Source organism: Sulfitobacter profundi (assembly GCF_042661425.1).
Taxonomy (GTDB): domain Bacteria; phylum Pseudomonadota; class Alphaproteobacteria; order Rhodobacterales; family Rhodobacteraceae; genus Sulfitobacter; species Sulfitobacter profundi.
Window position 1 is genome coordinate 58,276 of record NZ_JBHSWA010000001.1, and the last position, 20,022, is coordinate 78,297.

General features: G+C 59.0%; 12 protein-coding genes and 1 pseudogene. 10 read left to right on the forward strand and 3 right to left on the reverse strand.

From position 1 onward, the window contains the following. Positions 1–163: 163 nt before the first annotated feature. The 8 genes from ACFQAU_RS00355 (at position 164) to ACFQAU_RS00390 (ending at position 7,588) form a co-directional block, all read left to right on the forward strand. Positions 164–2,413, forward strand: a complete 2,250-nt coding sequence (locus ACFQAU_RS00355; RefSeq protein ID WP_132443626.1) for a hypothetical protein — start codon at positions 164–166, stop codon at positions 2,411–2,413. Next, positions 2,410–3,924 carry a hypothetical protein gene (locus ACFQAU_RS00360; protein ID WP_386279738.1) on the forward strand — a complete coding sequence of 505 codons (1,515 nt, stop codon included), beginning with the start codon at positions 2,410–2,412 and terminating at the stop codon, positions 3,922–3,924. Before ACFQAU_RS00355 ends, ACFQAU_RS00360 begins: the two co-directional genes overlap by 4 nt. Positions 3,925–4,010: 86 nt before the next feature. Continuing rightward, a complete protein-coding gene (locus ACFQAU_RS00365) occupies positions 4,011–4,292 on the forward strand; it encodes a hypothetical protein (RefSeq protein WP_386279741.1) in 282 nt (93 codons plus the stop codon). Positions 4,293–4,303: 11 nt separating this feature from the next. Then, on the forward strand, positions 4,304–4,474 hold the full coding sequence (locus tag ACFQAU_RS00370) for a hypothetical protein (RefSeq protein ID WP_165935529.1): 171 nt from the start codon (positions 4,304–4,306) through the stop codon (positions 4,472–4,474). A 187-nt stretch (positions 4,475–4,661) separates the two neighbouring features. Then, on the forward strand, positions 4,662–6,296 hold the full coding sequence (locus tag ACFQAU_RS00375; RefSeq protein ID WP_132443628.1) for an SGNH/GDSL hydrolase family protein: 1,635 nt from the start codon (positions 4,662–4,664) through the stop codon (positions 6,294–6,296). Between the two features lie 4 nt (positions 6,297–6,300). Continuing rightward, positions 6,301–6,633 (forward strand): hypothetical protein, encoded by a 333-nt coding sequence (locus ACFQAU_RS00380; RefSeq protein ID WP_132443629.1) that lies wholly within the window; start codon positions 6,301–6,303, stop codon positions 6,631–6,633. Next, positions 6,630–7,328 carry a lysozyme gene (locus ACFQAU_RS00385; protein ID WP_132443630.1) on the forward strand — a complete coding sequence of 233 codons (699 nt, stop codon included), beginning with the start codon at positions 6,630–6,632 and terminating at the stop codon, positions 7,326–7,328. Before ACFQAU_RS00380 ends, ACFQAU_RS00385 begins: the two co-directional genes overlap by 4 nt. After that, a complete protein-coding gene (locus ACFQAU_RS00390; RefSeq protein WP_132443631.1) occupies positions 7,325–7,588 on the forward strand; it encodes a hypothetical protein in 264 nt (87 codons plus the stop codon). The genes ACFQAU_RS00385 and ACFQAU_RS00390 overlap by 4 nt, the downstream gene beginning before the upstream one ends. 542 nt (positions 7,589–8,130) lie before the next feature. Here ACFQAU_RS00390 and ACFQAU_RS00395 read toward each other — a convergent pair. Both ACFQAU_RS00395 and purU read right to left on the reverse strand, forming a co-directional pair. Next, on the reverse strand, positions 8,131–8,652 hold the full coding sequence (locus ACFQAU_RS00395) for a hypothetical protein (RefSeq protein ID WP_132443632.1): 522 nt from the start codon (positions 8,650–8,652) through the stop codon (positions 8,131–8,133). A gap of 802 nt (positions 8,653–9,454) precedes the next feature. Beyond that, positions 9,455–10,339 carry a formyltetrahydrofolate deformylase gene (purU, locus tag ACFQAU_RS00400; RefSeq protein WP_132443634.1) on the reverse strand — a complete coding sequence of 295 codons (885 nt, stop codon included), beginning with the start codon at positions 10,337–10,339 and terminating at the stop codon, positions 9,455–9,457. A gap of 222 nt (positions 10,340–10,561) precedes the next feature. Between purU and egtB the strand changes: the two genes are divergently transcribed. Further along, entirely contained in the window at positions 10,562–11,824 is a 1,263-nt protein-coding gene (egtB, locus tag ACFQAU_RS00405; protein ID WP_132443635.1) for an ergothioneine biosynthesis protein EgtB, read from the forward strand. 133 nt (positions 11,825–11,957) lie between these two features. Here the strand turns inward: egtB and ACFQAU_RS00410 are convergent, their stop codons facing one another. Continuing rightward, positions 11,958–17,177 carry a DUF11 domain-containing protein gene (locus ACFQAU_RS00410; protein WP_132443636.1) on the reverse strand — a complete coding sequence of 1,740 codons (5,220 nt, stop codon included), beginning with the start codon at positions 17,175–17,177 and terminating at the stop codon, positions 11,958–11,960. Positions 17,178–17,506: 329 nt separating this feature from the next. Between ACFQAU_RS00410 and ACFQAU_RS00415 the strand changes: the two are divergent. After that, positions 17,507–20,013 (forward strand): annotated as a pseudogene (locus ACFQAU_RS00415) (heavy metal translocating P-type ATPase). The last annotated feature ends 9 nt before the right edge of the window (positions 20,014–20,022 follow it).

Here is a 20,022-nt window from a genome sequence, read left to right on the forward strand (position 1 = left end):
CCTCGAATTCGATCAGCTGGTGGCACGGTATGAACAGGCGATGCCACGCCACCAGGCTGAGGTGAGCGCGCGGGCCAATTTGAAAGAGGCAACTTCAAAGGCCCGCCGCTCACGCAGACATATGGTCTTGAACCAGTTGCAGACACTGCAACGGATCAAGGCATTGCTGACCGAGGCGAGAGATCCCTCAAAAGCCATTCTCGACATGTTTGAAACCACGCCGAACAGCGGCTTCAAAGGTGAGAACGTGCGCTTCATCCAGGAGGCCATTCAGGCCCGGATGCGTCACGACATGCGGGAGTTCTTGGAAAAGGCCGGCCTTGGGGTCACCGGCCGCAGCAAAGACCCTGCCCTGATGCGGGATGTGATGCGCGAGCTGCATGATCAACCGACCGAGAGTGCCAATGCCAAGGAATTCGCCGACGCAATCAGAAAGTTGAAAGCCTTTCTGCGTCAGAACTTCAATGCCCATGGCGGCGACATCGGCGAGATCGCTGACCACGGTGTACGCCACAGCCACGATGCCCGCAAGATCGAGGACGCCGGGTTCGAGAGCTGGAAAGATGCAATTTACGACAGTCTCGATTGGAGCAGGATTACCGACCTGTCGACAGGCAAACCCTTTGCCGTGGCTAAAGGCGCCCGCCCTTACCGTGCCGAGGCCGAAGCCTTCCTACAGCGGGTATATGACAACATCACCAGCAATGGCTGGGAGAGCCGCGAGCCAAGCATGAGTTACGGCGGCAAGGCACTTTACAACAAAAACGCCGAGCCCCGCCTGCTGCATTTCAACAATGGCGACGGCTGGATGGACTACAACGAGCTGTTCGGCACCACGGATCCTTTCACCGCGCTGGTCGGCGGCATGGATGCTCTGGCGCGAGACATTGCCTTGATGAAGGTCTTCGGGCCCAATCCAAACGCTGGCATGGAGTTTGCCATCCAAACGCTGCAAAAGCGCGTGAGCACCAGCGGCAATCCAAAGCTGAAATTGAAAGTAGATGAAAGCGCTACGCGCGCGCGGGTTCTGATGAACCACGCCACCGGCGCCATCAACCAGGCGGAAAGCGAGTTCTGGGGCCGCGCCATGTCGACCGTGCGGCACGTCAACGTGTCCACCAAGCTGGGCTCGGCCGTTGTCTCGGCCGTGAGCGACTTGGCCACGCTGACGGCAGGCTCCGTCGCCATGGGGCGCAACCCCAGCAACATGTTGGGCAACGCCGTTTCAATGGTCTTCGCCAACGGAACGCGCAAGTCGGCGGCGCGCATGGGTTTTACCGCCGAGACACTGCTATCGATGATGTCGAGCTCTGCCCGTCTGACCAATGACGAAGTGGCAAACGACTGGGCATCCCGGTTGTCTGGCTTCACCATCCGCGCGTCTGGTCTTAGCCGATGGACGGACGGCATGCGATTGGCCGTACAGATGGAAAACGCTGGCCATCTTGCCGACAATGTTGGACGTGGCTTTGATGATCTGGACGTGATGATCCGCAAGCAGTTGGAACGTCACGGCATCACAGCCCGCGATTGGCAACACCTGTCCGACCCGGCCGCCCTCTTCGATGAGGGCAAGGGCGATTTCCTCACACCGTTCTGGTGGCTGGAACATCAAACCACCCTGCCCCGCGGCGAAGCCGAAGGGCTGGCCCTGAGGCTTCAAGCGTCGATCCAAGACCAAGTGGAATTGTTTGTCCCATCTAAACGGATGCGGGCGACGGCCGCATTTATTAACGACAGCCGTCCAGGCACGCTTGGCGGTGAATTCCTGCGCTCAACCATCGGCTTCAAAAACTACGCGCTGTCCCTGACCTTGGGGCAAATCCATCTTTTCAACGCTCTGCCCACACCTCAGACCAAGGCCGCTTACCTTGTGACCATGGCCGCCTCGACATTGATCATGGGCGCGCTGGCCGTCCAGTTAAAGGAAATGGTCAAAGGCCGTGATCCTCAACCGATGGATACCCCGAAGTTTTGGTTCGCTGCCCAAATGCAAGGGGGCGGTCTTGGCATATTCGGTGATTTTGCATTCGCAGAGAAAAATCGCTTCGGCGGCGGCTTGGCGCAGACAGCCGCTGGTCCTGTTGTTGGCTTAATCGGTGACGCCGCACGCATACCTGCTTCTAACTTCAACCTCGCTGTCGAAGGCAAGGACACCAAATTCGGCCGCGATGTGGCAAACTTCCTGCGCTACAATACGCCCGTCGCGTCGAGCCTCTGGCCCAGCCGTGTAGCATTTGACCGGCTGGTCTTCGATCAAATTCAAATGATGCTGGATCCGGAAGCGGAGGCGCAGATGCGCCGCGCCGAGCAGAGCCAAGTCAAGAACCGTGGCAACGCCTCTTGGTGGGCCCGCGGAACACCTGCTCCTTCTCGCGCCCCTGACCTCTCCAACGCCATAGGTGGCCAATGACGCGCGAAGCTTTTTCCCCCAGCCCCAGCTATCCCATCAGCGGCACAGGCCCCTACCAGATCACGCATCCTTACAAGGAAGGCACACTGGTTGTCGCAGCGGTTCTGGATGGAAGCCGTGTTGAGCTGCTGGAAAGTGAATATGTTGTTTTTCCCCTTGAAAGCCTGACGACTGGGGAAATCACACTCACTGCGCAGTTCGCGGCCGATTACGCTGGCGCCATACTCTACATTCGCAGAATGACAGAGATCGAGCAGGGATGGCTTGGCCAGTCCTCGCGCGAAAAGGGTCTGGAAGCCCAAATGGACTGGCTGGCTGAAGCCGTTCAGGATCTCCGGACTGACAGCAGAAGAACAGTACGTCTCGACAACCCTATTAAAACCGCCACCTCGCTGCCTGGTCATGTGCTGACGTTTGACGAAAGCGGCACACCCATTCCAGGCCCGTCGATTTCCGCGATCTCCGCAAAGGGAGATGGCGTGCTCAATGAATTCGAGAAGAGCTTTACCGTCATCGATCCGGCTGGGCAAAAAACGTTCGCGCTCAATTCTGACCCAATCAACAAAATCCTTTGCGAGGTATTTGTCACCAAGTTTGGGCAAACCGAGCGTCTGAAGCAAAGCGAATTTTCTCTAATCGGGCTGAATATCGTTCTGACCAGCGCAATTTTCCCGCCCGCGTCCGTGGCGATCCGGTACCGGGTTCCGGCTCAGACCAGCGCGGCATCCAGTACGGAACTCATTTCTGCGAACAGTGGGCAAACTCTCGAAGAGGAGATCGGTCAGCGTCCTTTTTCATTCAGAGATCGATCCGCCCTCGCTGCGCACATTGAGAAATACGGAGCGATCCCGGGTCAAGAATATCGCGAGGGCGGACGATCCTACCTAGGCCAAGCTGGAGCCTCGGATATTTCTGACCTCTCGGACATGGTATACGGCGGAATACTCGTGAAAGGGTCGATGCACACTTTTGGCGGCGTGGATGATGGTGCTGTGCTAATCGCCAGCAATCGGTCGGACCTTACTCCCGATCCTGCCAACCGTGGCGCCTACTACTATCAAAACTATTCTTCCTCAAAATCTGGCTCCGGCTCTCTGTTTGGCTATGCCGCCAATATTAAGCGGGTTGGTGGAACACGGAAGGTCGTTCCGGGGCAATTTAACGGCTATGCGATGGACGCCAGTGGAGCATCCGTTTGGGGCGTGGCGACCGAAGCATGGACCGGCGATGCAGTAACTGAGCCTATTGGAGACGCCCCCTCATCGGCGGCGAAGTCTCAATCATCTCCCAAAAGCACGACAACACGAAGCCGCTTGTCGGCTCGGACGTTGTGTTCAAAAACCGCAAGGACGGGGCGACGGAGGTACTTCACGGCTCTATCGGCTCCAATGCTTTTAACCGGTATTCCAAGGGCATCAACATTTCGTCTCAGGATCGCCCGGCTTCGGGCGCGTTCACAGGCTGGGCAACTGGCATCTACTTCGCGTCGGACTCACTGGACGAAAGCCTAGATGGCAAGGCAGTGGGTATTGATATGTCCGTTGTTCCGTCTGCTCGCATCAAAGCGGCTTTTATGCCCCCCAAGGACGTGGCGTCTATGGCGTGGCTGGTCAACGGCGGCGGCGGTATAATGGACGGTATCCGATACAACGGCCCGTCCCGGTTGCTTGAATTTGTGCGCGACGTTGCGGGTACACCAGTAAGCCGTGTGCATATCGATCTGACTTCAGCGGGGCCAACCGGAACCATTCTGGCGTCAGCCGGGACTGCGGCGTCAGCTACGGCAGGAGCCGGTGGTGCTCCGCCAGCAACGGTGGCTGCTTATCTACTGCTCAATATCGCCGGAGTTACCTACAAAATTCCCCTATATAGCAACTAAGGATCACACCAATGGAAAAAGAAAAGCAAATTCAATCATTTATACATGACCAAATCGCGCGGCATATTGGTCATCTGCAAATTGATCTGATTTCAGCTCAAGTGCGCTTTTCTGAAATGCAACAAACAGCGCCAGAGACTCAAGATGACCATGGCGAGCCCAGTAAGAGGGCTAAAAAATGACCGCACCGCCAACCGCTTCATTTGTGGCCCATCTCATCTGCCCCAACGACGAGAGCCACCGAAAATGGCTGACCGATCGTCCAGAACTGGCGCTCACTGCAGCTCGAAATTTCCCTTCAGGTTGGCGGGTCAAACTGTTGTGCACTGCCAGCTTCCCAAATGAGAATTCCTTACCAGATGGTGCGACATGAACCAGCTTGTTCCCAATGCCCGCACGACCCTACGACCCGTCGATCATTTAGCAAACGCGTCGGGCAAAATCAGTCCCGTAATGATTTTAGTCGGGGATAGCATCAGCACGCCAATCCCAACGGCGACCTTTGATGAGACCGCATCTCTCTGGGGTATTCTGCGCGAAGAGGTCCTTAAGCGGAACCCTGACGTAAACCCGAGCTTCTACAATCGAGGCATCGGTGGCGCGCGATGGGACCATCTGAGCGACAACAAGTTTGCGACGCTCAACGCTACTGGCCTGACCTTGCCGACGTGGCCAGATAATCCTGTCTACGATCCAGCGACAGATAGCTGGATAGACACGATCGAAGCGTTGGCGCCCGACGCGGTATTTTTCAACTTCGGGATGAATGATGGCGATATCTTCGTGGAGGCCAATTTTCAGGACGTATTGAACGACTTCGCTACTCGTCTACCGAACACTGACATTGTGCTCATCACGAACATGGTCCCGAACCTTTACAGCACGACCGAGAATATAGGCGGTCAAGCAGCGCAGGATAGTCGGCTCTTCGTGGCCGAACGGATACGCTCCCATGCTTTCTACAATGATATTGGCCTGATTGATTTAGGACGGGAGCAATGCCGAAAAGTAGCAGGGTTTGACCCAACGCTCACCTATATGACACGGGGTGTGAATGCGGCCGCTGTCTCGACACCCTATACGGTGGGGCCGTGTGATCTGGACTTTGGTCTTGTCGCTGACATTCCCGTGCCAAACGTGTGGTCGAGCAGGATAAAGATCACCATCTCCCAGACCGGGGCGAACTCTGCAAGCTGGCTCGAAATCTACCGCGAAGCTGGCAAGGTTGCGGTCGAGTATGTGGTTCTGGACAATGCGGCCGGGCGCTATCGGACGGTAGTTTCGTCAGTGAACAGTCCGACTGAGGGCACGATGACGCTCTCCGTGTTTCTAAGCGGGCCCACGGCGCGCATCGAGCTGAATGGTGAGCTCGTTGATGAGGCTATCATCATGCGCCATGGTGGCCGGTACTCCCCAGTGATGTCCTTCCTCGACGGGCGGTCAACGGCGATCACTGCCACCACCTATCTTGGGACCTTCATGCCCGTCACGCCACAACTAACCTTTGCTGAGTGCTTCGGATCGACCGGCACTGCGGACGATGTCGAGGGCGGGAACGACCAGAACCATCCATCAAGCAAGGGCTGGGCCTATGTGTTCGCATCCGTCTTGGGCGACACGGACCTTCGCCTCGATCGTGGTCATGTCGCCGGTGGTATTTTGCGCACCGGGGGTGTCGTTCCGCTGATTGCCGATAACAGCACATTTGAGATTGAGGCACCGTTCGACAGCGGAACCTTCTATTTGTGGTGCGACCACCAATCCGGAGGGGCGGCTGTCGTTGGAGCGCAGGTTCACTTTTACGCAGGCGCCACACCTTCGGTTCTGTTCTCGCAATTAGGTTCGCTTACGGAGCTTGCGGCAGCCGGAACCGATCTGACCGGTACGACTGGCGCCGACACCAAATTCACCATCAGCGTCAAGAACGGAGCGATCGAGTTGGAAAATCGGCGCGGCACGGCGATTGGCAGCGCGAGGTACATGTTTCTAGGTCCGAAGGGGTAAGTGTGTGACACAGCGTATCGAAAATTCGGATCGCGGCATAACCCTCAACAAGGGACTAGCGTGGACCATGGCCTGCGGCATGGTCGGCGCTGGACTGTGGGTGGGGATGCAACTGGCCAGCGTCACAACCAAGATGGACCAAATCTCTGATGTCAGCGTTGAGGCTGCATCTGCGCGGCTGTCGCTAGAAGTTCGCATCCGGTCGCTTGAGAACACGATGGCCCAGACCCGTGTCCAGTTCGAGACGCTTTACCAATCCCTCCAAGAAATCAAAGCCGATCAGCGTGAAAGCACCACGCTCTTGCGGCGCATTCTGAACGAAAGGATAACCCCGTGAAACTGATCCCGAACTGGAAACAGATTGCCAAGCGATCGCATAGCATGTGGGCCAATTACCTCGGCATCCTGTGCCTACTTGCGCCGGAGGTGATCTACTACGTGACAGAGCGCGACACGAACCCGCGCTTCTGGTGGCTGCTGGGCGTTGGTTTGATCATCTACGGCCTACTCGGCCGTGTGAAGGACCAGGGCGTGGGTGATAGCACGACACGCTGTGCCTCGGCCGTCACCGTTGCTGCCTTCCTACTTGTGGCTTTCCCCCTGGTGGCAAAATGGGAGGGCAAAGAGAACACCGCCTACCTCGATCGCATCGCGAGCCCACCGGTCTGGACGGTCTGCCACGGGGAAACACGCGGCGTCAAAGCAGGCGATCACTACACCGATGCAGAGTGTCAAGCGATGCTCGAAGCGGGGCTGTTGGAGTATCGCGATGCACTTTACCAGTACTTCACCCCTCGCACGATCGACACCCGCCTGACGCCGGAGCGTGACGCCGCCTATGTTTCGCTCGCCTGGAACGTGGGGATCCGTGGCGCCGGTAAAAGCACGGCAACGCGTCGCTTGAACGCGGGCAGCATCGCCAGCGGCTGCACCGCGCTGACGTGGTGGAACAAAGCAGGCGGCCGCGTGGTGCGCGGTCTCGTGCGTCGTCGGTCTGATGAATATCGGCTCTGCATGCAGGGACTGGCATGATCCGCCTCGCCCTGCCCTATATTCTGGCGGCTGTGGTAGCTTCTGCCGGTGTTTGGTGGGTCATGTCCATCAAAGCAGACAATGCCGCCCTACGGGCTGAAAATGAGCGCATCAAACTGACCTTGGCGGGATGTACCGCCCGGGCTGCCAATCGATCCGAGGACAAGGAAAGCGACAATGCGGTTGATAACATGCCTGATCTTCGTGCCGTTCCTGATCACTGGCTGCTCCCCGGCCCCGGTAATGGTGGCGTCTACTGAGGCAGCCTTCTGCGATGTTGAGGAGAAGCGTCGATTTTCGAAAGAGGAAGTCGTCTGGCGTGCCGAGCACGCTCCGTGGAACTTGCGCCGTGATTACAAGACAAACCTCACGTTCGAGCGTGAATGCGAGGCGAAGACAGATTAAACGGCCTAGGGGAATAGAACGATGCCTATTGAACATGTTCGATTTGTTTGGCTGTGGCTTGCGCAGCGCCGAGCTTGCCGCGACCCCTATCTTGCGAAGGGTGCGAACATTCAGGAGGCAGAGCGCCCTGTCGCTCTGAAACAGAATAAGGCCGGCTGGCCGGATTCTAAATTGGAACTCAGGCGGTCACCGAGGCGAGGTTCTACGATTGAAATCCGGACCATTAGATACCTGAGAAGGAGTGCGTGAGATGCCAGAAGATCAGAGAAAGACCGCGACAGAGATCAGAGTAACCGAAGAGATGATATCGGAAGCCTGGAAAGTTGCATCGGAGTTAGACTATGACATTCGTTGCCCGCGAGTTTTTTTACAAAGGTCTTTACTGCTATGATTGAAGCTAAACCGAAACGGGGTAAGTTGTGATCTGAAGTTCGCGAAATACTCTTCCCACCAATGAACGAATATCACTGACGGTATGCGCTAATTCGTCTGGGTCGACCTTTCGTTTCTGGCCTTTTCGTCCCGCAGTTGTGACGTAGGGTGTTACCCAAGCGTCTCCATTCATGTTTCCCTCCCAAAGCCCATGAACATAGAGGTTTCGCACCGCGTTAAGCTTAAACATTTCGTCTACAAACGAAGTCAGCGTCTCTCGATTTTCAACCACGTGTGCTGACATTTGCACAAGGTCTTTAACAATCTGGCATCGGTCTGAGAAATTTCGAACCCTGCCGCAGATAACTTGAGACTGCGCTCGGTCATCGTCCTCACCTAAGGCTGCAGCACCAAGAATCACCAGTAGAAATTCCAAGACTGCAAAGTTAGCGACGATCAATCCCAATTGATAGCTTACGTCGTGGGACTGGTCCACCATGCCAATGAAAGCATCTAGATGCGCGTCTCTCTGATCGTTTTGAGACACAGTGAATGTCCTTTTCAAGATGAAATTAGAGCCCCCAATGGGGACTCGATTTCATTTGAGAGTCAATCCGAGTCGAGACAAATCGTCTAGCAATGCTGCATGGCGCGCGGCATGCGCTCCGTGGAACCTGCGCCGTGATTACAAAACCAATCTGACCTTTGAGCGATAATGTGAGACGGAGAAAGGTTAAACGGCCTCCGGCATTCGTTTTCCTTTCGGTGGCCTCCGGGGGTTTTTAGGATTCAGGTTGAGATGCCTTCATTGCATCAATCCGTTGATCGTTCAGCGCTCCACAGCCCCAATCGCAATGCTCCGTTCCGGCGAGTAGGCATTGGCCGTCTGGCATCATCCCGCATTCTACACATTCCCAAGGATACTGGCCGCACCCATCGCACAGCATGTCGTCTGTAATCACATCTTCGGGGTCGCAATTGTAGACGGCTATTGATTTGGTTTTTGCCATATCGGCCTCCGGCCTGAAAGCACCGTGTTGCCCCACGGAAAGGCGCGGCAGAGGTGGCTAGCGAAGTTCGGACGTCACTCTAAGTCATTGATATCAAACGAACCTGCGAAGTGACTTAAATTCGATAACCCTTTGAAAACACACAATAGCATGGCAATTTGTAATCAGTAGGTCCGCGGTTCGAGTCCGTGTGGGGGCACCACTTTTCCCGCCAGATGAAACACTTATCCTCACGCTGATCCGATACCTGCCGCCCGCGGTTTACGGATGCCTGTGCGCATTGCTCGCCCCCAAGGCCCCGCGATCACACCAGTTTCGGCGAACGCGGGGCCGTGGCGCTTACCCCATCAGCTTGGAACTGTAGCTGCCCGGCGATGCCGGAAAGACCACGGTTTTATTCCCATTCAGAAAGACCCGTTGATGGGCATGGGCGTGGATCGCCCGCGCCAGGACGCTGGCCTCAACGTCACGGCCCAGCGACACATAGTCAGAGGCGCTTTGCGCATGGGTGACCCGTACGGTGTCCTGTTCGATAATCGGTCCTTCGTCCAAATCGGCGGTGACGTAATGCGACGTGGCACCGATCAATTTCACGCCCCGCTCATAGGCCTGTTTATAGGGGTTCGCCCCCTTGAAAGACGGCAGGAAAGAGTGGTGGATGTTGATGATCCGGCCCGACATTTTCTGACACATTGCATCCGACAGGATCTGCATGTAGCGCGCCAGCACGACCAGTTCCGCGCCGGTATCCTCTACCACCTCCATGATCCGCGCCTCTGCCTGCGGCTTGTTGTTCTTGGTTACCTTGATGCAATGAAACGGAATGTCATGGTTCGCCACCACCTTTTGATAGTCCATGTGGTTCGAAATCACGGCGACGATCTCAATCGGGAGGGCTCCGATCCGCACCCGGTAGAGCAGATCGTTCAGACAATGGCCAAAGCGAGAGACCATGACCACGACCTTCATCGTGGTGTCTTGGTCATGGAAATCATAGGTCATGCCAAAGGGTTCTGCGACCGCATCAAACCCGTCGCGCAGGTTCTCAAGCGTGGCCCCGGTTTCCGCCTCTGCGCTGATGCGCATGAAAAACTGGCCGTTCTCCGTGTCGTCGAACTGCGCGCTGTCGGTGATATTGCACCCGGTTTCGGCGATGTAATTGGCGATGGCGGCGACGATCCCCCGTTTCGAGGGGCAAGTCACGGTCAGGCAGAACTGGGTCATGGGGTGGTCCTTTGGGCAGTTGTACGTGGCGGCAGGGGGCCTGTTTTGCTTACGCAACGGATTGCAGGCTCCACGCGGAAAGGCAAGCGATAGCGGGCTCACGGCGCCGCCAAAGCGGCCCATACCAAATGGTGAGCATCTGTTATCGCTTGAAATCTACGCGGCGGCCTTAAATTTGCCCATAGTGGACCCTGTCTGCGGACCATCAAAGGAGCGCCCGAAATGAACGCCAAACCCCAGCCGATGTCCCCTGATGAGGCCTTGAGCCTTTTCGCCACCACCCGCAGCCGGACGCAGGCTTTGGCAGCGCCGCTTTGTCCCGAAGACATGATGCTGCAAAGCATGGAGGATGCCTCTCCGGTGAAATGGCATCTGGCCCATACGACGTGGTTCTTTGAGGAGTTCATCATCAAACCCCGGGTCGCTGACTATCGCTCGCCCGATGACCGTTTCGCGGTGCTGTTCAACTCCTACTATGTGCAGGCTGGACCGCGTCATGCGCGTGACAAACGCGGATTGGTCTCGCGCCCCGATGGCGCCGCGGTGGGGGCCTATCGCGATCATGTGGAGAACAGCCTGAACGATCTGATGAACGCCAGCCGCGACGATGCCGATGAGATCGCTCAACTGGTTGAACTGGGCTGCCACCATGAGATGCAGCATCAGGAGCTGTTGATCACCGACCTGCTTCACGGGCTGAGTTTTAACCCTTTGCTGCCCACCTACAAAGACCCCGAGCCGCTGGCGGTCACCGACGAAATGCCACTCAATTTCAGCCGCTACAGGGGCGGTCTTGTTGAGATTGGCCATGAGGGGGGCGGCTTTGCCTATGATTGCGAAGGGCCGCGCCACAGGGTCTGGCTCGACCCCTTTGAGATTTCCGACCGTCCGGTGACCAACCGCGAATGGATCGCTTTCATGGAGGACGGCGGGTACAGCGACGCGCGGCTATGGCTGATGGAAGGCCATGCCGTAGCGCAGCGCGAAGCATGGGCGCATCCGCTCTACTGGTGGCAGCAGGATGGCGCATGGTGGACCTTTACCCTGCGCGGACCACAGCCCGTAGCGCTCGATGCGCCGGTGGTCCACGTCAGCTATTATGAGGCCGAAGCCTTTGCCCGTTGGGCCGGGGGCCGTTTGCCCACCGAAGCCGAGCATGAAGTTGCCTTTCGCGATGTGCCGATCAACGGCAACCTGATGGGCGATGCCGATGCCATCGGTGCCCTACGCCCCCTGCCCGGCAAGGGCATTTGGGGCGATGTCTGGGAGTGGACCGCCTCTGACTTTGCACCCTACCCCGGTTTCCGCCCGCCTGAGGGTGCTTTGGGCGAATACAATGGCAAGTTCATGGTCAACCAGCGCGTTTTGCGCGGCGGATCGTGCGCCACGCCAAAGCAACAGTTGCGCCCGAGCTACCGGACGTTTTTCTATCCGCATCAACGCTGGCAGATGATGGGTCTGCGGTTGGCGCGCGACGCGGATTAAGGCCTGAGCGGAGTAAGGCCCCGGCGGGAAAAGCCCCGGCGGGAAAGACCGGGCGGAAAAGGCCGAGCGGAAAAGGCCGAAACGCCGGAGCATCGCGGCGCCCCGGCATGAGCCTTGCCGCTGGGCCCGCGGCCTATTGAATGCCAACCCTGAACTGCACTGCCCCGGTCTCACCCGGCAACATCTGCCCGGTGCAGTTCCACTCGATCGCCCCGGCATAGCCTGCCAGGTTGCTTGCTGGCCGCACCAAATCACAACTGAGGTTGGGTGAGACCTGTTGCGGATCGACGATGGATTCCGACAGCTCCGTATAGGGTGGGGTCATGTCGTAAATCTTGACGTTCGATGCCTGGGTGGTCGCATTGTTGCGCAGGTATATTCGGTAAAGCAGGATATCATTCACACCGCCAAGGTTGATGGTCCCTTCACCGGTGCCTTGGGTCTCATTCTCCACCGTTTTGCGCAGCTCGATCTGGGTCGATTGCCCCCCGACCGAGACTTCGTCGGTGTTGCTGGCCGAACTGGTCACCGTGGTGCGCGCAAAGGCCGTGGCCGCCAGCACCTGATAGACATAGGTACTGCCCTGCCCAGCGCCAGACCCGGCAGAAACCCGCGAGACGATACAGACGGTTTGCCCCGTCGTGACCGCGATGGGACCGGTGATCGGCCCATCGACACTGTCGTCACAGCCGATGTCTTGGAAAAGTGCCGCGCTGAACGCGCCGGTTGGGGTCGAGGTGGCACCGGCGTAGGAGAAGGTCACCTGCCCTTCGGAGGTTGCGGTATAGATATGCGGCAGGGTCGCGACCTGCCCCTGAGCGACCGTCGTGGTTTGGTCGTTGGTCAGGCTGGGCAGTTGCAACAGGCCGATATCCAGTCCCATGCGATTGCCGAAAGCCTCAGGGGTGAAGGTAAATTCACCGTCATGGGGGTTGGCGTTCACCAAGTCGGGCAGACCTGCCGCGGCTTCGGAGATCGCGCGGTAGTTATTGGCCGGGATCGCACGGATCGTGATCGGACCGCTATAGGCGCCGGAGAGCCCATAGCTCCACGTGCCATCCGTCGCCAGCCCGGGGGTGGCCAGCACCGCGCCGCCACTGTCGAGGATCTCAAGCACCGCCGAAGACGCCCCTTCTTCGCTGCCATTGCGCAGCGCGTCATGCGCGGTGCCGCCGCCCGCCCCATTGTCGATGAAGACACGGCCCGTCAGGATCCGCTCACCTGTCACAAGGTTCACGGAATAGGACGCTTCGTCGTCATCGGGCAGCTGGTCGAACAGGTCATCGGTCAACGGCCCCGTATTGGGATCGCTGTCGGGATCGGGCAGCGAGCTATAGATGATCTCGGCCTGGTTGGTGAAATCACCGCTGCCAAGCACCGTGGTGGTGATGGTCAGGGTCTCGCTCGCCCCGCTGAGCAGTTCATCCACGAACCACAACCCGGTATCGGACTCATAGGTATCCCCGGTCGCGGGCGCATCGTCCGAGACATAGGCAAAGCCGCTTGGTATTTGGTCAATCACCTTGACGCCCGAGGGCGAGCCGCCGCTGACATTGGTGATCGTAATGATCCAATCAATCGTGTCCCCTTCCGAGACATTTGTGATCGGCGTCGTCGTCCCGGTCGCGGCGGCGATTTTGCTGAGTTCAAGATCACTGCCCGCCGGATCGAACCCGAAGTCTTGGTCACTGGTCACGCGATTGCCGGAAACCGGGACGCCAATCAGCGGGTTAGAGGTGCCGATGGTCAGCCCCGAGGGCAGATCAGGGTCCGCCTCATCCAGCGCGACGCGGTAGGTCGTGTTCACCATCAGGTCACCCACCGCATAGGTGCCATCGGCCAATGTATCCGTTGTGACAAGAAAGATATCATCGGCGGTATTGGCCGGGGTGCCATTGTCGGCAAAGACCGAGATGCCCACGCCCGCCCCGAAATTGGTCTCCCCATTGTCCTTCACGTCCGATGCATCCGCCTCCTCATAGATGTTGCCCGAAATGCCCCCCAGCGGGATCGGTGCTGGCCCCCGACAGGAGACGCCATCGCTGCGCCCGCCTTCGTCAAAGGGAATGCCGGAAACCAGTTGCGGCACACCCGTCGCCGTCGAAATCACGAAAAGGTTGTTGGTGGTGTTGGAATAGCCATAGAGCCTGCCATCGCGGTCAAACCACAGCGCATCGAACTCGCCCGCATAGACGGCGGGACCAATCGCCTGCGGTGTCACGCTGCCCGGTGTGCCGTTGTTGACCGCCGCGCGGAACAAAAAGCCCGAGTTCCTGTCGATCCCATACATGATGCCGTCGACGGGATTAAAGGCGAGGTCTTCCGCATTGACTCCGATGGTGAGTGCGATGTCACCCAATACAATCGGTGCGGCAGGGTTGGTCAGATCAACGATCTGCCATGTGTTTGGATCAACTTCGTAGATCAGCCGCCCATTGGGTAGAATATCCCCGGCGTTCAGCGCATCGTCCGCGCCGGGGATGTTGCCGAAATCCGTGATGTCGCCAGCCCCATCAATCCGGTAGAGCCTGCGGGTGTTCTGCTCCACGCCATAGATATAGCCATCCAGCGCGTTGTAGCCCCAAGCGCCATCGCGGTTCTGCCCGGTGCTGCCAGAAGCCTCAACCGTCGTGGCGTAGCTGCCGCCGCTATCGCGGAAGGTCATACGCACCAGTGTAGAAGGTCTGTCGACGATGGCATAGAGCGATGCATCGCAGACCAGCGGTGGCGGATCGCTGGAGATGGTCAGCGTGTAGTCTTCCACCTCCCCTTCGAAAGCAGTGGCAAGGCCGGTGCTGTCCGTCGACCAGCGAAAACGGGCGTAGGTGGGCAATGTGGTCGCCCCTGCGGGCACCGCCACCTCGAAAAGGATTGTCCCATTGGTCAGACCATCCTTATCCAGCAGACCGCCGTCTTGCAGGTTCAGCGCGACCTGCTCTCCGGCTTGGTTAAAGGTGCCGTCGCCATCAAAATCGATGAAGGCTTGAAGATAAGAAGACCCCGGCGCTCCGGCCAGATCGCTGACCGCCACTGTGATCTCGGCCAACCCGCCGCGATAGAACTGTGGCAAGGTCACCCCGTCTTCGTCATCCGACCCATCGGTATCGTCGCCCGTGGCCCCGATGGAGTTCTGCGCCAAAAGATCGATATCGGGCGCTGTGCTGCCCAGATAGACCTCCGGCGCGCCGGGGCCTTCGATGATATGCTGCGGATCGCCATAGCTGGCAGGGGCATCGCCGCGGTCGGCGTCGGGCGGTGTTCTGATGGTAATGCCATAGTCTTCGACTTCCCCATCGGGGGCGGGGGTGATTGCGTCCAGCCCAGGCGTTGAGGACCAGCGCAGTCGGACGAAAGTCGGGGTCAGCACCGCCGTGACCGGCACGCTGACGGGGAATGAAATTTCACCATTCACCAGCCCATCGAGATCCTGCGCCCCGCCGTCTTGGATATCGGTCGCGACCTGATCGCCAAGAAAGAGGCCATCGCCGCCGAAATCGACAAAGGCCTGCAAATATCCGGTGCGAGGCGTCGGCTCGTTCACCACCACGGTTACGGTGCGGGTCAGATCGCCGTAGAGTTGGGGAAAGCTCTCTTCGTCCTCGTCATCCTTGCCGTCGAGGTCATCGCCCGTGCCATCGACGGAATGCTGTGCCGACCCGTCGCCATCACCGTTGAGCGCGCCGATCCAGTATTGCGCGGTATCCGCGTGCTGCGGATCGCCATAGGTGACCGGCGCATCGCCCCGGTCGGGGCCGGAGCCTGCGTAGATCGTCGTGGGGTCATCGCGCCCCTCGCCTGGCCCGTTGGACGCGACACCATCCCCGTCGCCGGGATTTTCGGAATCCGACAGGTCCGAGACAACCGTCCCGCCCGGCGTCTCGGCAGTGACCTCCGCTTGGTTGCTGATCGTGGTGTCCAAATCTTCGGGCACCAATGTGTAGGTCGCCGTATAGACGGCCTTTTCGCCAACCAAGAGCGTGCCTTCGGGCGACAGCGATGTCGCGGCCTGAAAGGTGATCACGGGCGGCACGCCTTTGCCGCTGAACTGCGTTTCGGCAAGCTGCACATTGGTCAGATCGACATTGCCAAAGTTCTCAGCGGTAAAGACATAGGCGATCGTCTCTCCCGGGTCGGCATAGCCGTTCAGGTTGGCATCGACCAATTGCGCAAGTTTCAGCAGACCGACAGAGCCCACATCGATCGAGACCTGCGCCGGGGCCGAATAGGCCCGCGGCTCATTGGGCAGGATGATGGGCGATTGATAGCGGTAGCCGATCGGCGTCGGCGCGGCAAAAAAGGCCACGAAGGGGGTAAAGGTCAACTCTCCGGTCAGATCATCATAGCTCCACGTGCCCTCTCCCAAGACATCGAAACCCACCCGATGGCCTTCGGAATCGGTCACGATATTCTGCGCCCCGGCGGGCCGGATCAGATCGATGGCCTGTTTGGAATATTCGCTGGGCTGCCCGGAATTATTGGCGGGCGCATTGTTATTTTCGGTCGCGACGCTGTCATTGAACAGGATGTTCACCACCACAGGCTCGCTCAGCACCTGCTCTTTCACGTCGTCCTGCAGAACCGGTGCTTTGAAGTCACCACATTTCAGGTCATAGGTCTGCGCTTCGTCATAGGTTGGATTAGCAAGCCGGACGAGGAAGCCGTTGTTGGCGGTCCGGCCAAAGCGAAAGGTCGAGGTCTGCGGGTAGAAGATTTCCAAACCCGATACCGGCTGGTTGCTATAATTGCGATCCCCAGCGAGATAGAACACCTCTGTCCCGAGGTTCGCGTCCGGCCCTTCGATATAGCCGCGATAGGTGGTCGCACTGCGGTCAATCCGAACATATTCGACCGTCCCGTCGCAAATATTTACATAGACCTGCTCATTCAGCGGCCCATCAATGTCATTGATCTGAAAAAAGACATCCGCCACCACCGGCACGCCGCCCGTGTTGGTCGAGATGTTATGGGTGCCTGCCTCATAGAGGAAGAAATCCATGAAATGAGGGTCTTGTCCGGTCGAGGTGATCTGGATCTGTCCATTGCCAGTGGCGAAAACATGATCCCGACCCGTAAAGATCATCTCACCAACAATATCGACCGTCACCCCGCCAACCGTGCCCGCGTTGCGCCACAAGGCCCGCTCACCAATGCCCGCCCCGACCACAGTGGGGGCGGCGACAGGATTTAGGATCAACTGCTGGGCCACGGCGACCTTGGTCAGCAAGGCGAACGGAAGCAGGGAAAAGAGCGCCTTCGAGATCACCCGCAGCCCTGTCTCCCGCCCGCCCCAAGCGGAGAGAGAGCGCAAACCCTGCGCCACGAACAAGCCGAGAAAATGAAAATAAAAATGCATATCTTTGCTCACAATCTTTTAAAGCAGCCTAGCAATGAACCTTTAAAACAGCTTAGCGACGAAGCGGGTTGGGAGGACTTACGCAGAAAGGTATTAAGATATGCTTCCGGTCAGACAGGTGGCAGAAGACTAGGCGCTGATACGACCTTCGCATATACCGCTACGCCTTTGCTGCGCTCCAACACGGCCCAGCCCGTGCCCTGCTTCGCCCTGCTGTTAACCGTGATTCGCCTCTCCCTCGGCCCCCTGCTCATTTTTTCAAAATTCCCCCTTGACCCTCCAGCGACTGGAAGCCCCATATTCGGCATATGACGGATAGAGGACGTGAAATGGGCAAAGCAGATACACTCACTTTTGGCGTGCAAAACATGAGTTGCGCGTCTTGTGTCGGACGTGTGGAGAAAGCGCTGAACGCGCTGGATGGGCTGCACGAGGCACGGGTGAACCTAGCGGCAGAGAATGTGCGGGTGACGACAGAACCGGGTTTTGACGCGGCAAAGATAGATGCGGCTCTGGCGCAGGCGGGCTACCCCCGCGCAAGACCACCCACCGCCTGCGGCTATCTAACATGAGCTGCGCCTCATGCGTGGGCCGTGTGGAACGGGCGCTTTTGGCGGTGCCTGGTGTGATCTCGGCCTCGGTGAACCTTGCCAGCGAAGAGGCGCAAGTCGAGACCTTGGAGGATGCCGATTTGTTGCCCGCCCTGCGTGAAGCGGCGGCGCAGGCGGGTTATCCCGCGAGCATCGACGCGCCGGACGCCGGCAGCCCCGACGCGGCCGCGCGCAAAGCAGCGGAGGCCAACCATCTCAAACGAATGACTCTCTTGGCGGCTGCGCTCACCCTGCCGGTCTTCGTGCTGGAGATGGGCGGCCATCTGATCCCCGCATTTCACTCCTGGATCGCCGCAAACATCGGAATGGAAACAAGCTGGTTCATCCAATTCATCCTCACCACCCTCGTGCTGGCGTGGCCGGGGCGGCATTTCTATAGCAATGGCCTGCGCGCTCTGGCGAAAGGCGCGCCGGATATGAACTCTCTCGTGGCGCTTGGATCGGGGGCGGCATGGCTCTTTTCGGTCACCGCGCTCTTTGCGCCGGGGGCCCTGCCCGAGGGCAGCCGCGTGGTCTATTTCGAAGCAGCCGCCGTGATCGTGACGCTGATCTTGCTGGGCCGCTACCTTGAGGCCCGCGCCAAGGGGCAAACCGGGGCCGCGATTACCAAGCTTATGGGCCTGCGCGCCAGCAGCGCAAGGGTCGAGCGGGATGGCACAGTCGTTGAGTTGCCGTTGGACAAGATCGTCGCGGGCGATATCATCTACCTCCGCCCGGGCGAGAAGATCGCCACCGATGGCGTCGTCGTCGACGGGCAATCCTATGTCGACGAAAGCATGATCACCGGCGAGCCTGTGCCGGTGGAAAAAGCCAAGGGGACAGAGGTTGTCGGCGGCACGGTCAACGGCACCGGCAGCCTGACCTACCGCGCCACCAAAGTGGGCGGTGACACTGTATTGGCGCAGATCATCCGCATGGTCGAAGAGGCCCAAGGCGCAAAGCTGCCCATTCAGGACTTGGTCAACCGCATCACCCTGTGGTTCGTCCCGGTGGTGATCGCCGTGGCGCTGGTGACCTTTGGGGTCTGGCTCGCCTTCGGCCCATCGCTTAGCCACGCTTTGGTGGCGGCGGTAGCGGTACTGATCATCGCCTGCCCCTGCGCCATGGGTCTGGCCACGCCGACCTCAATCATGGTCGGCACCGGGCGCGCGGCGCAACTGGGCGTCCTGTTCCGGCAAGGCGATGCCTTGCAAAGCCTGCAAAGCGTCAAGACTGTCGCTTTGGACAAGACCGGCACGCTGACCAAGGGCACGCCCGAACTGACCGATCTGGTGATGATGAACGACCTGCCCGAGGCTGAGTTACTGCCCCTGATCGGCGCGGTCGAGGCGCGCTCGGAACATCCCATCGCCCAAGCCATCCTGCGGCGTGCAGAAGCTGCGGGCCCAGTACCGAGCGAGGTCAGCGATTTCCAATCCCACACTGGTTTTGGCGTCAGCGCGACCGTCATGGGCCGCCGGGTCACATTGGGTGCGGACCGCCTTATGACCCGCGACGGGATCGATCTGGGCGACACCGGGCGGATCGCGGCGGAATTGGCAAAGGCCGGGAAAACCCCGCTCTACGCCGCGCTAGACGGTCAGCTGGCGGCGGTGATCGCCGTGGCCGACCCGATCAAACCCGGCACGCCGGAAGCCATCGCGCGGCTGCATGACCTCAATCTCAACGTGGCGATGATCACTGGCGACAACCGGGTCACGGCAGACGCCATCGCGGCGCAACTGGGCATCGATTGGGTCATCGCCGAAGTGCTGCCAGACGGCAAAGTGGCCGCCATCGACAAGCTCAGAGAGGGCGACAACCGCATCGCTTTCGTGGGCGACGGCATCAATGACGCCCCCGCCCTCGCCCAGGCCGATGTCGGGCTCGCCATCGGCACCGGCACCGATGTGGCGATCGAAGCCGCAGATGTGGTGCTGATGTCCGGGGACCTGCGCGGCGTGGTCAATGCCATCGACGTGAGCCAGCGCAGCATGGCGAATATCCGACAGAACCTCTTTTGGGCCTTTGGCTACAACGTGCTGCTGATCCCGGTCGCCGCGGGTGCATTCTATCCGCTGACCGGCTGGCTTCTGTCGCCCGCTCTGGCCGCCGGAGCGATGGCCCTGTCGAGCGTTTTTGTCCTCAGCAATGCCCTGCGCCTGCGCTGGATTGCCGCCCCCTTGGCAGAAAACGCAACCCCCTCACACGGCCCCCGGGCCACCGCCCCCGTGGCCGCAGAATAGGAGCGCACC

Excerpts from the sequence above, each read along its gene's own strand:
- ACFQAU_RS00360 (WP_386279738.1), top strand. The coding sequence starts at position 2,410 with ATGACGCGCGAAGCTTTTTCCCCCAGCCCCAGCTATCCCATCAGCGGC.
- ACFQAU_RS00390 (WP_132443631.1), top strand. The coding sequence starts at position 7,325 with ATGATCCGCCTCGCCCTGCCCTATATTCTGGCGGCTGTGGTAGCTTCT.
- egtB (WP_132443635.1), top strand. The coding sequence starts at position 10,562 with ATGAACGCCAAACCCCAGCCGATGTCCCCTGATGAGGCCTTGAGCCTT.
- ACFQAU_RS00410 (WP_132443636.1), bottom strand. The coding sequence starts at position 17,177 with ATGCATTTTTATTTTCATTTTCTCGGCTTGTTCGTGGCGCAGGGTTTG.
- ACFQAU_RS00365 (WP_386279741.1), top strand. The coding sequence starts at position 4,011 with ATGGCGTGGCTGGTCAACGGCGGCGGCGGTATAATGGACGGTATCCGA.
- purU (WP_132443634.1), bottom strand. The coding sequence starts at position 10,339 with ATGACCCAGTTCTGCCTGACCGTGACTTGCCCCTCGAAACGGGGGATC.
- ACFQAU_RS00370 (WP_165935529.1), top strand. The coding sequence starts at position 4,304 with ATGGAAAAAGAAAAGCAAATTCAATCATTTATACATGACCAAATCGCG.
- ACFQAU_RS00375 (WP_132443628.1), top strand. The coding sequence starts at position 4,662 with ATGAACCAGCTTGTTCCCAATGCCCGCACGACCCTACGACCCGTCGAT.